Raw genomic sequence first — 12,606 nt, 5'->3', positions numbered from 1 at the left:
GCGCCCGGTGCTGTCCGTCGTTGACGGTTTGGCCGAACCGAATTGGGCGGCGCAGTTCACCGACGAGTTGGATCAGGACCTCGCTGGAAGACAATGGCGGATCATCATTGGCGAGTTGCGCAGCTCCGAAAAACTCGCCAACGCCAACGAGCGCCAGGTTAAGCGCCTCATCGACTCCTATGTGCTTTACGAGATCGCGATGCGCCACGTCGCGGATGAGGGGGCGGTATTCCCGCGCAAGGGCAAGAAGCAGCCGGCGTACAACCCGTGGTTCACAGTTTTGAAGGACGCGAACGCGATGGCGTCAGCTGCCGAGGCGGAACTGACGATCACGCCGCGGCGGCGCAATAATGGCGGGAAAGTCCAACGGCAAAAACCGTCGCTCATCGGCGGTGGGTACCTCAAGCCGGTTGCCAAGTGACCCGACCACGCGATGGGCGAGGGACGCGGTTGATGGGAAGGCTCTCGTCGGAGAGATTGTCCGCTATGCGGCTGAGAGGCATTTAAGGGATCTGGTCGACGGCGCGACGCGCGGCATCTACTGGTCGCCAGATCGGGCTGAACATGCCTTCGGATTCTTCCCTGGTGTCTTGACGATCACGGAAGGCGCAAAGGTCGGGAAGCCCTTCGATCTTCTGCCGTGGCACACTTTCTGCATTGGCAGTCTGTTCGGATGGAGGATGGAGAGCGGCCGGATGAGGTTCCGGTCGGGTTGGCTGGAAACCGGCAAAGGTCAGGCCAAAAGTCCTCTGATGGCCGCCATCGGCCTGTACATGATGGGCTACTACGGAATCCAGCGCGCCAAGGTCTACGCCATCGGTCAGGACAAGGCGACGGCGAACGTCTTGTTCAAAGATGCTGCGGCGATGTGCCGGGCTCCGATCCCCGGCACCGATCCGGAGGACGTGGACACTCTGGAGTCGCGCGGCGAAGTAATTATCCGCGGGTTTCTGGACAACGCTTTCAAGATCGAGCACCCGAGCACCAATTCAGTTTTTCAGTCGCTGGCGAACGGCGAGGCAATCTCGGGGCCGAAGCCGACGCTGGTCTCAGCAGACGAAATCCACGAGTTCAAAAGCAATTCGTCGATCGAGACCTGGAAGCGCGCCATCGCTAAAATGCCCGGCGATGCGCTGATGTTGTTGGGGACGAACACGCCGGCATCGACGCAGATCGTCGGGACGCAATACTCGGACTGGTATCAGAAGGTCGCGAAGGGCGAGGTAATAGACGATCAGGCCTTCGCGTTCATTGCGCGCGTCGACAAAGCGGACCGTGAGAAGGTTTTCGACAACGAGGCGTGTTGGAAGAAGGCGCTCCCGGCTCTTGGGATAACTTTCCCGATCGAGAATGTTCGCGGCGAAGTGAATACGGCCAGATCACTGCTTTCGACGGCCATGTCAGTGAAGCGCTTGTATTTCGGCATCCCGACCGGCTCCGTTGACTTCTGGATTGCTGAAGAGGCGTGGGCGGCTGTTCAAGGTAAGGTTGACTTCCCCGCGCTACGCAAATGCAAATGCTGGCTGTCTCTTGATCTTTCGCAGAAGAACGACCTGACCGCGTTGACTGCGGTGTGGATCGACGAGAGCGGGCACCTTTGGGCGAAGACTTGGTACTGGACCACAAAGGACGGGCTCGCCGATCGAGCGAAGTCAGACAATGCGCCTTACGAAGAATGGGCTGAGGATCCGACGGTAGATTTAGAGGCTGTGAACGGCGCTGTAATCGACAAGACGTTTGTCGCAGCGAAGGTCAAAGAGATTCTGTCAGAGAATGACAACATCGAGTTCTTGGCGTTCGACCCGGCGGGCATTGGCGACTTCATTGCGGCCTGCGAACAGATCGGTTTCCCGGTCTGGAAGTGGGAGGGCCCTGAAGAACCGGAGGGGTTCGGGCTCAAACTCGTGAGCCACGCTCAAGGAACCAGAATTATTTTCGAAGACAAGCAGCTTTGCATGCCTCGTTCGATAGAGCGGCTTGAGGACAGAATTCTGAACAAGGGCATCACGATCGATGCGTCGCCTGTCACCTATTGGTGTGCAGGTAATGCGCTCCTGATAGCTGACGGTCAAAAAAATAGGGCTTTCGATAAGAAGCGGTCGCGCGGTCGAATCGACGGTCTAGTGACGATAGCGATGGCTACTGGTGCGGCAACTATGACTGAAAAGGCTGGTGCCGATCTCGACGGTTGGCTCTCGGAAGCGGTCATGAAGTGACGCCCCACTCAGAAGGTGTTTGTGAATGAGCCTTCTTTCGTGGGTCGGCAAAGTGATAGGCCTCAGGGACGGACAGTTCTGGAGTGTCTATGGCGGCGGTGATACGTGGGCCGGTAAGCCTGTCAATGAGGTTAATTCGCTCCAGTTATCCGCATGGTGGAGGGCTGTCCGGCTATATGCGGATGTTGTCGGTGCGCTGCCGCTAAAGTTCTACGAAAAGTCCAGCAACGGCGATCGTAAGCAGATCGCCGATCACCCCATCGCCAATCTGATCGGTTCAGACCCAAATCAGGAACAGACGTCGCAGGAGTTCTGGAGTGGAATATCTGGCGGCCTCGCCATGCTCGGCAATGGGTACGCCGAGAAGCGTTTCGTCGGTAAGACGCTTGCCGCTCTGGAGCCAATGCCGCTCGATACTCGACCTGACCGCTGCAACAACCCAGACGGGGATCTTGAATTTCGGTTTAACGACCGCGGGAAAACCGAGTGGCTGCCGCGCGACAAGGTCTTTCAGGTTCGGGGGTTTACGCTCGGCAGGGCAGATGAGGGGCTGTCTCCGCTCGCAGCTGGGCGCCAGGGTCTGAGCATCGCGCTTGCCACGGAGGAATCGGCCGGCAAAACGTTCTCCCAGGGCATGCGGGCGTCTGGCTTCTTCACTGGGCCTAAGCTCACCCCGGACCAGCGCACGCAGTTCACGAAGACGTTTATCGATCCGATCTTGGGGAATGATGCCAGCGCGCATTACGGCATTCTCGAAAACGGGTTCGACTTCAAGCAGGTCAATATCGCTCCCAAAGACGCAGAGATGCTTCTTTCGCGGCGCTTCAATGTTGAGGAAATCTGCCGGTTCATGGGCGTGCCTCCGATCTTGGTGGGGCACAACGCAGAGGGCATGACCGCTTGGGGCACCGGCGTTGAATCCATCATCAATATGTGGCTCACGCTCGGTCTGAATTCGTTTCTCACCAGCATCGAACGGTCTATCAATAAGCGGGTGCTCTCCCCCGTAGAGCGGTCTAGTTACTTCGCTGAGTTCGAACGAAACGCGCTGCTGCGCATCGATAGCCAGGCGCGGGCTGAGTTTATCGCGAAGATGATCCAGAACGCGCAGATGACGCCGAACGAAGGCCGGCGCACAGACAATAAGCTGCCGATGCCGGGCGGAGATGTCCTGCTCGTCAACTCAACACTGATCCCGCTTACTGACGCCGGCAGGTTGACTCGTTCTCTGCCAACGCCCGATGCCCCGACAAGCCCGCCTGCAGCAAAATAGGCCGCGCCATGAAATACATGAACATCCTCTTGGAATGCGCAGCGGAGCCGTGGGCGCTGGAAAAGACCAAGCTGGTCTCGATTGCGAACTTCCTGCGCTTCAAGGCATCCGGCGGCCAGTATTCCGCAGAGGAAGTCGCGAAGATCACTCAAAAGCGGGAACGTGAAGCTCAGAGGACAGAGGGATCGATCGGTATCCTTCCAATTCACGGCGTTATCGGCGAGCGCATGAATCTCATCGACGATTTCAGCGGCGGGACGTCCAGCGAACTCATCACCAAGCAGTTTCGCTCGATGCTCAACGACAGCGCCTGCAAGGCAATCATTCTCGACGTGAACAGCCCGGGCGGCGTTGCCAGGAGCGTCGAAGAGGTCGGCAATGAGATCTACGCAGCTCGCGGCATCAAGCCCATCGTTGCTCAGATCAACACCTGCGCGGCCAGCGCGGCGTATTGGATCGCCGCTCAGGCCGAGGAGGTCGTTGTGACGCCGTCGGGACAGGCGGGTTCGATTGGTGTCTACACGATCCATGAAGATGTCTCCGAGATGCTGGCCAAGGAAGGGATCAAGGAAACCCTGATCTATTCCGGCGAGTACAAGGTTATGGGGAACAGCTTCGAACCGCTCGGCGCCGAGGCAAAATCCATTATGCAGCAGCGAGTTGACGAATTGGCGTCGTCCTTCGTTCGCTCTGTGGCTCGCGGGCGAGGCGTAAGTCTCAAAGAGGTCAACGATCGGTTCGGCCAGGGTCAGATGTTCGGCGCCGCCGAACTCGTCGACCGTGGTATGGCTGACAAAGTCGCTCCGATGTCAGAAACCCTCGAGCGCTTCGGCGTCAACGTCAATCCCGCGCTCTCCCGCGCTAAAGCGATGGGAGGGGATCCGGTCCAGTATGCGTCAGACGACGCGTTGAAATTGCGCAGGTTGCAGGATTGGGGTCGCAGCATTGGCGACAACGACCTGCCGCCTCCATCGGAATTCGAAGCGATCCTGCGTGATGCCGGCGTTTCGAAAACCCAGCGTGCTCGCATTGCCTCGCGAATGCATGCGGTTCTCCGGAGTGAGTCCGGGGAAAATGAGGCTGAAACCGCTGTTGCGAATGCTCTGGCCGAACTCCGGCAGAGGGTCGACAGCTTCACCATCCCCAAAATCTAAGGACTCCTCTCATGAAGCGGAACTATTATGCGGGGGCGTTGGCCCTCGTCGCGATCCTTGTGGTCGGCGCGATTCTTTTCAGCGGCCTTGCGCCGCACGATATCGGCCACGGCCTCACCATGGCCATGGCCGGAACTGCGGCGGTGAGTGCCGAAGATATCGGCGCGATCACCAAGCAGCTCAGCAAGATCGAGGTCGACATGAAGTCGGCCGCCGATGACGTCAAGAAGAACGGCGAAACCCTGCAGACCGAGATGAAGAACCTCGGGAATGCCACTTCCGAGACCAAGCTTAAGGTCGACGAGGCTTTGGCCAAGCACGGTGAGCTTGCTCAGAAGCACACCGAGACCGCGTCTCGACTGACGGAGATCGAGCAGGCGCTGGCGGCGAAGCGCGAGAAAAACGATATCGTCGAAGCGAAATCGCTCGGCCAGATGTTCGTCGAAAGCGCGGCGTTCCAGAAGTTCGACGGCAAGGGTAATGTCCGGGTGTCGATGGATCGTGCCGACATCACCAATGTCACCGGCACCGTCGGCAACAACACGTCGCCGGCCAACTCGCTGGTGAGTTCGATGCGTGTCCCCGGCATCATTACGCCGGCAGAGCGCCCGATGACCATCCGCGACCTGATTGCCCCGGGCCAGACCAGCCAGGGCGTGATCGAGTACGTCCAGGAAACCGGCTTCACCAACAGTGCAGCAGTGGTTACCGAAGGACAGTCGAAGCCCTACAGCGATCTGACCTTTGAACTGAAGAACGCCCCGGTGCGTACCATCGCGCATCTGTTCAAGGCGTCGCGCCAGATTCTGGACGATGCTCCGGCGCTGCGCTCCTACATCGACGCGCGGGCTCGGTACGGCCTCAACTATGCGGAAGAGGCCGAGCTTCTGAACGGCGACGGTACCGGTGCTCACATCAAGGGTCTGGTGCCTTACGCGACGCCGTTCAATGCGGCGTTCGTGCCGACAGCGCAGACCAAGATCGACGTCATCCGCCTGGCCATCCTGCAGGTGATGCTCGCCGAATGGCCGGCGACTGGTATTGTGCTGCACCCGACCGACTGGGCAGGGATCCAACTGACCAAAGATTCGCAGAACCGCTATATCATCGGCAATCCCCAGGATGGCAATGCGCCGCGGCTGTGGAACCTGCCCGTGGTCGAAACCCAGTCGGAGACCGTCGATAACTTCCTGGTCGGCGCCTTCAAGATGGCGGCGCAGATCTTCGATCGGATGGAGATCGAGATCTTGCTGTCCACCGAGAACTCGGTCGACTTCGAAAAGAACATGGTGACCCTTCGCGCCGAAGAGCGCTTGGCGCTCGCCGTGTATCGGCCCGAAGCGCTGGTGACCGGCGCGTTCTCGACCGCGACCTGATCTCGCTTCTACAAAAATCCGCCTCGCCATTCGTGGCGAGGCGGCGTTTCAAGGGGCTTATCTGCATGATCAAGATGAAAGCCTTGCGGTCTTTCGGTTATCCGGGCGCCAATGAGGGGGCGATCATTCGCGGTCACGAGTTCAGCGCAAGGGATGAGCGCCGCGCCAAGGATCTTGAGGCTCACGGTCTGGCCTATAGGTTGCATGTCAAGCCCGTTGCGCCTGCAGCGGCAACTGTTCAAGTGTCTCCGGACAACAAGGCGTCGAGTGAAGGCCCTTTGCCCTCAGCTGGTGGCGCGACTGGCGCGGTGGCGCCTGCGCCATCATCGCGTCAGGGCCGACAGCAGCGTCCGCGCCTATCGCTTCGCTCCGGGGCAGGCTCCCGGTCCTAGCGATCAAGGAGAATTACCGTCTCGCGCCGTGGGCTGACGTTGTTTACGGATGCGATGGACCGTGGTGGCGAGGTCGCAAGGGCCTCGGTGAATTCGAAGGCTTAAAGCTGGCGCATGACCCTGCTGTTTGCGCCGAATATCCCAATGTCCATCGGGTCGGAATTGAGCAGCAAGACGTCTTCATGTTCGATCGGCCAGGCATCGTCGGGTCTGGCGGGAATTCCGGTTTTCAGGCGCTGAATTTGGCGGCGCAGTTCGGCGCGTCGCGTGTCTTGCTCATTGGTTTCGACATGCACGTCGGAAACGGCGTTCACTGGTATGGGCCGAACAAGTGGCATGCAGCGAACAACCCGGCGAACTCTAATCTGATGCGGTGGCGAGACGCTTTTACCACGCAGGCACCCAAGCTTGAGCGAATGGGCATCGAGGTTGTGAACGCGTCTCCAGATAGCGCTCTCCGGTGCTTCAAAATCCAAACTGTCGAAGAAATCTTGCAGCAGTGGGGCTTATAGTTGCAGCGGAGCGTTTTTATAGGCTGGGATCCTCGCGAGGCGGCGGCGTTTGCCGTGGCGCGCAGCTCGCTCAAGCGTCACCTGACGCAGCCAATCCCCGTTCGCGGGCTTGTGTTGGATGATTTGATTTCTTCAGGTCTCTACACCAGGCCGACGACTCGCAAGGTAAATGGCGAGGGACGTTTCGAAATGGTCGACATCCTATCGATCCGGGAGGATTATGACGGGCGTGTCGCGACCCAGCACGCCAACGCGCGGTTCCTGGTGCCTCATATCGCGAAAGAGGGATGGGCGCTATTCTGCGATGGCGACGTTATGTTTCGCGGAAACGTAGCCAGGCTGTTCGACAGTCTGAACCCGAAATACGCCGTCTATTGCGTGAAGCACAAGCATGAGCCGTCCGCCGGCATGAAGATGGATGGACAGCAGCAAACGCGGTACGCGCGGAAAAACTGGTCTTCGTTCCTGGTCTTCAACGCGCAGCACGAAGCCAACCGGGCGCTAACGCTTGATCTGGTCAACACTCTTCCTGGGCGAGACCTTCACCGGCTCTGCTGGCTTGAAGACGGTCAGATTGGGGAACTTGGGATTGAATGGAACTGGCTTGCCGGATGCAGCAAGCCAGTCGATGACCCGAAGGTTGTTCACTTCACGCTCGGGACGCCCGACATGGCCGGGTATGAGCGTTCAGCATACAGCGACGAGTGGCGGGCCCAGCTGAATAACTGGGCGGCTTGAGTGGGTTTGGGCGACAATCTAATGGCCACGGGCATGGCCCGGGGTGCCGCAGCCCGCGGCAAGCGGGTGGCTTTCGGTGATGGACGACAGATCCTCTGGGACCATCACAGTCCGCAGATCTTCCGCGGCAATCCGAACATAGCGGCTCCCGGGAGCGAGGGCGCAGCGGATCTGGAGTGGGTCCAGTTCTATAAGGGCCATCGCATCTATAATCGGCGCGAGGGTGACCGGTGGGTCTGGAATGCCGAATTCCGGCCGGTGCCAGGCGAGGTGTTCTTCAGCGATGATGAATTTGAGTTCGCTGATCGGCAAGGCCGGGACTTCGTCTTGATCGAGCCTGGCGTTCCTCAAAACAAATCTGTCGCTCCGAACAAGCAATGGTCTTCATTCAGATACAGCAGCGTAGCCGAACTTCTGAAGCGCTCCGGACGCGACGTGAGGCAGTTTCAGTATCCGGGCGCGTCTCTTGTCCGTGATGTCGCCAGGATCAAGGCTCCGAGTTTTCGGCACGCGCTGGCGGTGTTGCGGAACGCCTCTCTCTACATTGGGCCGGAAGGTGGTCTTCATCACGGGTCTGCGGCGGTCAACATTCCGGCGGTCGTCTTGTTTGGCGGGTTCATTCCGCCTCAAGTCACGGGGTATCCGACCCACACGAATTTAACGGGCGGTGCAACTGCGTGCGGGTCGCTCAAGCGCTGCGCGCACTGCATCAGGGCAATGGAGAAGATCAGCGTGGATGACGTAGTGAGTGCCGCTCGTAAACGTCTGGCGGTGGCGGCGTGAAGGAATCGGAATACAAATTGCAGCGGCGTGTCGCCGGATATCACGACATCCGCATGGATGGTATGACCGATCTCGTTCTTCGGGCCAAAGGCTCTAGTGTTTTCGACATAGGATGCAACCGCGGCTTGGTAGCATTCGAGATGGCAAACAACGGCGCCACGGTCTGCCATGGGTGCGATAATTTCGAGCAGGGCATTGGCACGGCACGGGAGTTGTTCGCCGATCTGCGAGCCGTGGAGACCCGATTTGAGGTGCTGGACTTGACCGGCGGGGTCGCTGCTGTCTCCCGGGTTTTCGGAAATAGCCGGTACGACATCGTCCTGTGTCTCGCCACCTATCACAAGCTGAGGAGAATCATGCCGGCGGCGGCGCTGTCGGAATTGATGGTGGATTTCGGCAAGAGGACGATCCGGTATTTCGGCTGGCGGGGCACGTCCGACAAGCCGGCCGAAAACGAGAAGGAAATCACCAACCTCGATCACGATCTTGGACTGGCTGGTCTGAAGCGGATCCACACCAGTTACATCAGCGAAATTTTGGGAGTTGCAGCAATTTGGGGCAGGGTGTGAGCAGACTTTTCGAAACCGAAGCGCTCCAGGTCCCGGAAGAGATCAACCGGCTTGCGGAGATCGTGAAGTCCGAAGGCGTTCGGTCTTATCTTGAGATCGGGTCGAAGTTCGGCGGCTCGCTCTGGACGATCGCTCGCGCGCTGCCGCTTGGTTCACGCATTGTTTCAGTGGATATGCCGAATGGTACGAAGCGGTGGAAGGAAAGCAGCTCTTCGCTGCGTGACTGCATCACAGAACTCAATCGCTTGGGCTATGATGCCCGCGTCATCTGGGATAACAGCACGGCTCCCTACGCCATCAGCCAAGTTAAGGCCGCCGGGCCGTTTGACGCGGTTCTTCTCGATGCGGACCATAGACTTGCCGGTGTCACGGCGGACTGGCGCAACTACGGCCCGATGGGGCGCATTGTGGCCTTCCACGACATCGCCTGGAAGCGCGCGCCGGACTGGGTTGGCACTCGGATCGATGTTCCGGAGTTCTGGGACAGCATCAAGGGCAACTATCGGCACGAGGAAATCAAGGCCTGCCCGACAGGCAAGAACAACGGGATTGGTGTCCTGTGGAGATCCTGACAGTCTGCGCATGGACATGGGGCGACAAGTACGGTCCCGAATACATTAAGCGGCTCGCTGCTGGCGTCGCGCGCCACCTCAGGCAGCCGTTCCGATTTCGGGTTTTCACACCACAGGAAGAGGATCTTCACCTCACTAAAATCCCTGGCTGCTTCGCTAGGCTCCGCATGTTTGATCGGTCGTGGCAGGCGGCAAATGAGATCACAAACCGTCTCGTCTGCATGGACCTGGACATGGTCATCACTGGCCCGCTCGACGATTTGTTCGATAGGCCTGAGCCATTCGTCATCCTGCAGGGAGCGAACCAGTCAAACCCGTGCCCGTTCAACGGTTCGGTTATGATGCTGCGGGCAGGCGCGCACCCCGAGGTCTGGTCAGACTTCAGTGTCGACGCGGCGCGCGGCGTGCCCTTTGATTCATTTCCCGACGATCAGGGCTGGTTGGCTCATAAACTGCCCGGCGCCGCAGGATGGAAGTGCGGCTCTGAAAGTGGAATTTATGCATTCCGCAAGAGGTCGTGGCCGAAGTCAGATGCTCTGCCGTCGGTGGCGCGGATTGTTGCCTTCCCTGGCCATCGCGACCCGTCGCAGTTCACGCGTCTCGACTGGGTCAGGGACAACTGGGCGGCATGATCGATCCTAAGCGGTGCTGTCTTTACGTTCCGAATGGGCTTAGTTCGTTCAAAAAATCCCTTTTCGAGCGACTAGGCGCGAAGGTGGGCCGAGTTGTCCGCGGCAATGTTGCCGAGATGGCTGCCTTGCCGTCAGATACCCTGCCGCTCGTCGGGTGCTCGCCGGAACTCAGGGAGATGATAGCGGGGTGGCGAGGTTCCGGCAGGCGTTGGGCGTATTGGGACCGTGGTTACGCCTTGAGGGTTTTTGCAACGTGGCTTCCGAAGGCGCCGAGCATCGAGCAGAGTTTCTATCGCTTCCACATCGGCAGTTTTCAGATGACGGAAGTGCGTGACGTTCCGAGCGACCGGTGGGATTCTCTGAAACTACAACACGTCGTCAAGTCGTGGGCGAAGGGCGGCCGACACATAGTCATAGCGGCGCCGACGCGCACCTATTCTAGATTTCACGACACACGCGACTGGATAGCGGACACGATCGATGCCTTGGCGCGCGTCACAGACCGTCAACTCGTCATCCGCGACAAGGAATCAAAGCGTTCGCTCCAATCGGATATCGAAGGAGCCCATGCCTTGGTTACTCACGGTTCTATCGCGGCTGTTGAGAGTGTTGTTCTCGGGTGCCCTGTATTTGTCCATCGTGACAGCGCGGCTGCTCTTGTGGGCCAAACGGACGTGAAGAAGATTGAGGAACCGATCTACCCGGATCGTGAAAAGTGGCTGCACTCGCTGGCCTATAGCCAAGTGAACGAACGCGAGATGGTCGACGGCACTCTATTCCGTCATTTGGCGTAGGTTGAGCATGATCCGTCATTGCCATCATCATCGACATGACGAGCCGACGTCAGATTTGTATTTGATTGTTGCGCCGGATGAGGTGATATCGCTAGCGGACATGAAGAAGCATCTTCGCGTCGATGCCGAGGATGACAACGAACTGATCGAGGCCTACACCACGGCCATTACACAGCATCTCGATGGGCGCGATGGCTATCTTCGCCGGTCCATCGGCGAGCAGACCTGGGAATTGCGACTGTCTTGGTTCCCCGGCGGCGGGTCTGTGCCGCTGCCGCTTCCGCCGCTCATCGAAGTTGTCTCGGTGGCATATACTGACGCAGCCGGGTCTGAGCAGACCTTTGATGGCGCGAATTATTCCGTAACGGGGTTGGGCACGAACAACGGTCGGGTCGTCTTGGGGTACGGGAAGACGTGGCCAGCGATCGGGACTGGGCCAGAGCCAGTCAAGATTCGGTTCCGAGCTGGCTATATTGACGGGGGCGTCAGCCCGTCGGCACCGAATGTCCCTGGCCCAATTCTCTCCGCCATCAAGCTTATGGTTGGCGCACTCTATGAGAACCGTGAGAGCGTGGTTGTCGGTGTGACCGCTATCGAACTGCCGTGGGCAGTGCAGGCTCTCCTTGGCCCATACCGGGTCTATGACTAACCATGCGCGCCGGGCCAGCCAACAAGCGGGCAACATTCCAGTTGCTCCAGACGGTCCCGGATGGCGCTGGCGGCGGCTCGGAAAGCTGGGTCGACCATGCAACGGTCTGGGCACGGTTCTCCCCAGAGAATGCGAAAGAGAAGATCCAGCAAGGGCGAATTGCCGATGCTGCGGCTGGGACGCTGTGGGTCAGATCGTCCGATGCCATGCGCCAGGTCAACGATACGTTTCGAGTCCTGCTTGATGGGAAGACCTTCAATGTCAGGTCTGTCGCAAATCCAGACCAGCGAAACAAAGACATCGTAATGATCATCGAGACGGATGGATCGACGCCGTCATGAAGGACGTCGAGATCACCAAAGATCACAGCTACCGGGCCAAGCCGCGGGTGTTCGTGCAGTACAAAGCAGGTCGGGTATACGCCCGCGTACCGGAGGCTGCCGTTCGGTCTATTTTGGCCGCGGATGCTGGCCGCATCGTGCAGGAACCAAAACCAGTTTCGTATGGGCCGAGTGAATAATGCTTGACCCGTCCTTCCCGCTGCAAACGGCAATCTTCGCTGCCCTCACCGCGCCTGGCGCGCTACCTGCCGTTGTGGGTGGGCGCGTGTATGACGAGCGGGTACAGAACTCGGCTATGCCCTACTTAAGCATGGGTGACTGCCAAGTGCTTCCGGACAAGGCCGAGTGCATCGACGGTGCGGAGTGTTTTCCGATTATCGACGTTTGGTCGGTTTACAAGGGCTACAAGGAAGCGAAAGAGATTGCCGCAGCGATCCTCGCCAAGCTGGACGATAAGCCGCAAAATCTGACCGTCGCCGGCTTCAATGTCATCGTATTCGAGTTAAGTAATTATCAGCCGCTCCGGGATCCCGATGGCATAACTCGTCGGGTGTCCATCACGTTCCGGACTCTCATCAACCCAGTTTAACCCGCGCTTCGGCGCA

General features: G+C 58.9%; 16 protein-coding genes. 15 read left to right on the top strand and 1 reads right to left on the bottom strand.

The annotated features are described in order from the left end of the window. Positions 1-7: 7 nt before the first annotated feature. Genes RS897_RS38650 through RS897_RS38630 form a run of 5 tightly spaced genes read left to right on the top strand, consistent with a single transcriptional unit; the run spans position 8 to position 6,019 of the window. Positions 8-421: a P27 family phage terminase small subunit gene (locus RS897_RS38650; protein ID WP_315833913.1), complete on the top strand. Its 414-nt coding sequence runs from the start codon at positions 8-10 to the stop codon at positions 419-421. Further along, a complete protein-coding gene (locus RS897_RS38645) occupies positions 351-2,216 on the top strand; it encodes a terminase large subunit (RefSeq protein ID WP_315833912.1) in 1,866 nt (621 codons plus the stop codon). The genes RS897_RS38650 and RS897_RS38645 overlap by 71 nt, the downstream gene beginning before the upstream one ends. 25 nt (positions 2,217-2,241) lie before the next feature. Then, positions 2,242-3,489 carry a phage portal protein gene (locus tag RS897_RS38640; RefSeq protein WP_315833911.1) on the top strand — a complete coding sequence of 416 codons (1,248 nt, stop codon included), beginning with the start codon at positions 2,242-2,244 and terminating at the stop codon, positions 3,487-3,489. 8 nt (positions 3,490-3,497) lie between these two features. Further along, positions 3,498-4,643: a S49 family peptidase gene (locus tag RS897_RS38635; protein ID WP_315833910.1), complete on the top strand. Its 1,146-nt coding sequence runs from the start codon at positions 3,498-3,500 to the stop codon at positions 4,641-4,643. Positions 4,644-4,654: 11 nt separating this feature from the next. Then, positions 4,655-6,019: a phage major capsid protein gene (locus RS897_RS38630; protein WP_315833909.1), complete on the top strand. Its 1,365-nt coding sequence runs from the start codon at positions 4,655-4,657 to the stop codon at positions 6,017-6,019. Between the two features lie 493 nt (positions 6,020-6,512). On the opposite strand, the gene RS897_RS38625 is transcribed toward RS897_RS38630, so the two are convergent. Beyond that, complete coding sequence (locus RS897_RS38625; protein WP_315833908.1) at positions 6,513-6,725, bottom strand: hypothetical protein; 213 nt, start codon at positions 6,723-6,725, stop codon at positions 6,513-6,515. A gap of 198 nt (positions 6,726-6,923) precedes the next feature. On the opposite strand from RS897_RS38625, the gene RS897_RS38620 reads away from it, so the two are divergent. From RS897_RS38620 to RS897_RS38575, 10 genes are read left to right on the top strand one after another with little or no spacing between them, the layout of a single operon-like run. Then, complete coding sequence (locus RS897_RS38620; RefSeq protein WP_315833907.1) at positions 6,924-7,661, top strand: glycosyltransferase; 738 nt, start codon at positions 6,924-6,926, stop codon at positions 7,659-7,661. 21 nt (positions 7,662-7,682) lie between these two features. Beyond that, positions 7,683-8,444: a glycosyltransferase family 9 protein gene (locus RS897_RS38615; protein WP_315833906.1), complete on the top strand. Its 762-nt coding sequence runs from the start codon at positions 7,683-7,685 to the stop codon at positions 8,442-8,444. Further along, positions 8,441-9,013 carry a class I SAM-dependent methyltransferase gene (locus tag RS897_RS38610; RefSeq protein ID WP_315833905.1) on the top strand — a complete coding sequence of 191 codons (573 nt, stop codon included), beginning with the start codon at positions 8,441-8,443 and terminating at the stop codon, positions 9,011-9,013. Before RS897_RS38615 ends, RS897_RS38610 begins: the two co-directional genes overlap by 4 nt. Continuing rightward, positions 9,010-9,585, top strand: a complete 576-nt coding sequence (locus RS897_RS38605) for a class I SAM-dependent methyltransferase (RefSeq protein WP_315833904.1) — start codon at positions 9,010-9,012, stop codon at positions 9,583-9,585. The genes RS897_RS38610 and RS897_RS38605 overlap by 4 nt, the downstream gene beginning before the upstream one ends. Then, positions 9,573-10,217 (top strand): hypothetical protein, encoded by a 645-nt coding sequence (locus RS897_RS38600; RefSeq protein ID WP_315833903.1) that lies wholly within the window; start codon positions 9,573-9,575, stop codon positions 10,215-10,217. Before RS897_RS38605 ends, RS897_RS38600 begins: the two co-directional genes overlap by 13 nt. After that, positions 10,214-11,011, top strand: a complete 798-nt coding sequence (locus RS897_RS38595) for a hypothetical protein (RefSeq protein WP_315833902.1) — start codon at positions 10,214-10,216, stop codon at positions 11,009-11,011. Before RS897_RS38600 ends, RS897_RS38595 begins: the two co-directional genes overlap by 4 nt. Before the next feature lie 7 nt (positions 11,012-11,018). Next, positions 11,019-11,660, top strand: coding sequence for a head-tail connector protein (locus RS897_RS38590; protein WP_315833901.1), 642 nt, complete (start codon positions 11,019-11,021; stop codon positions 11,658-11,660). 2 nt (positions 11,661-11,662) lie between these two features. Beyond that, on the top strand, positions 11,663-12,001 hold the full coding sequence (locus RS897_RS38585; protein WP_315833900.1) for a phage head closure protein: 339 nt from the start codon (positions 11,663-11,665) through the stop codon (positions 11,999-12,001). Continuing rightward, the gene (locus tag RS897_RS38580; protein WP_315833899.1) at positions 11,998-12,180 is read left to right on the top strand and encodes a hypothetical protein; all 183 of its coding nucleotides are present in this window, start codon (positions 11,998-12,000) and stop codon (positions 12,178-12,180) included. Before RS897_RS38585 ends, RS897_RS38580 begins: the two co-directional genes overlap by 4 nt. Next, the gene (locus tag RS897_RS38575; protein WP_315833898.1) at positions 12,180-12,590 is read left to right on the top strand and encodes a DUF3168 domain-containing protein; all 411 of its coding nucleotides are present in this window, start codon (positions 12,180-12,182) and stop codon (positions 12,588-12,590) included. The genes RS897_RS38580 and RS897_RS38575 overlap by 1 nt, the downstream gene beginning before the upstream one ends. Positions 12,591-12,606: the final 16 nt, after the last annotated feature.

Origin of the sequence: Bradyrhizobium prioriisuperbiae (assembly GCF_032397745.1) — a bacterium.
Taxonomy (GTDB): domain Bacteria; phylum Pseudomonadota; class Alphaproteobacteria; order Rhizobiales; family Xanthobacteraceae; genus Bradyrhizobium_A; species Bradyrhizobium_A prioriisuperbiae.
This window is presented reverse-complemented; position numbering and strand designations above follow the sequence as displayed.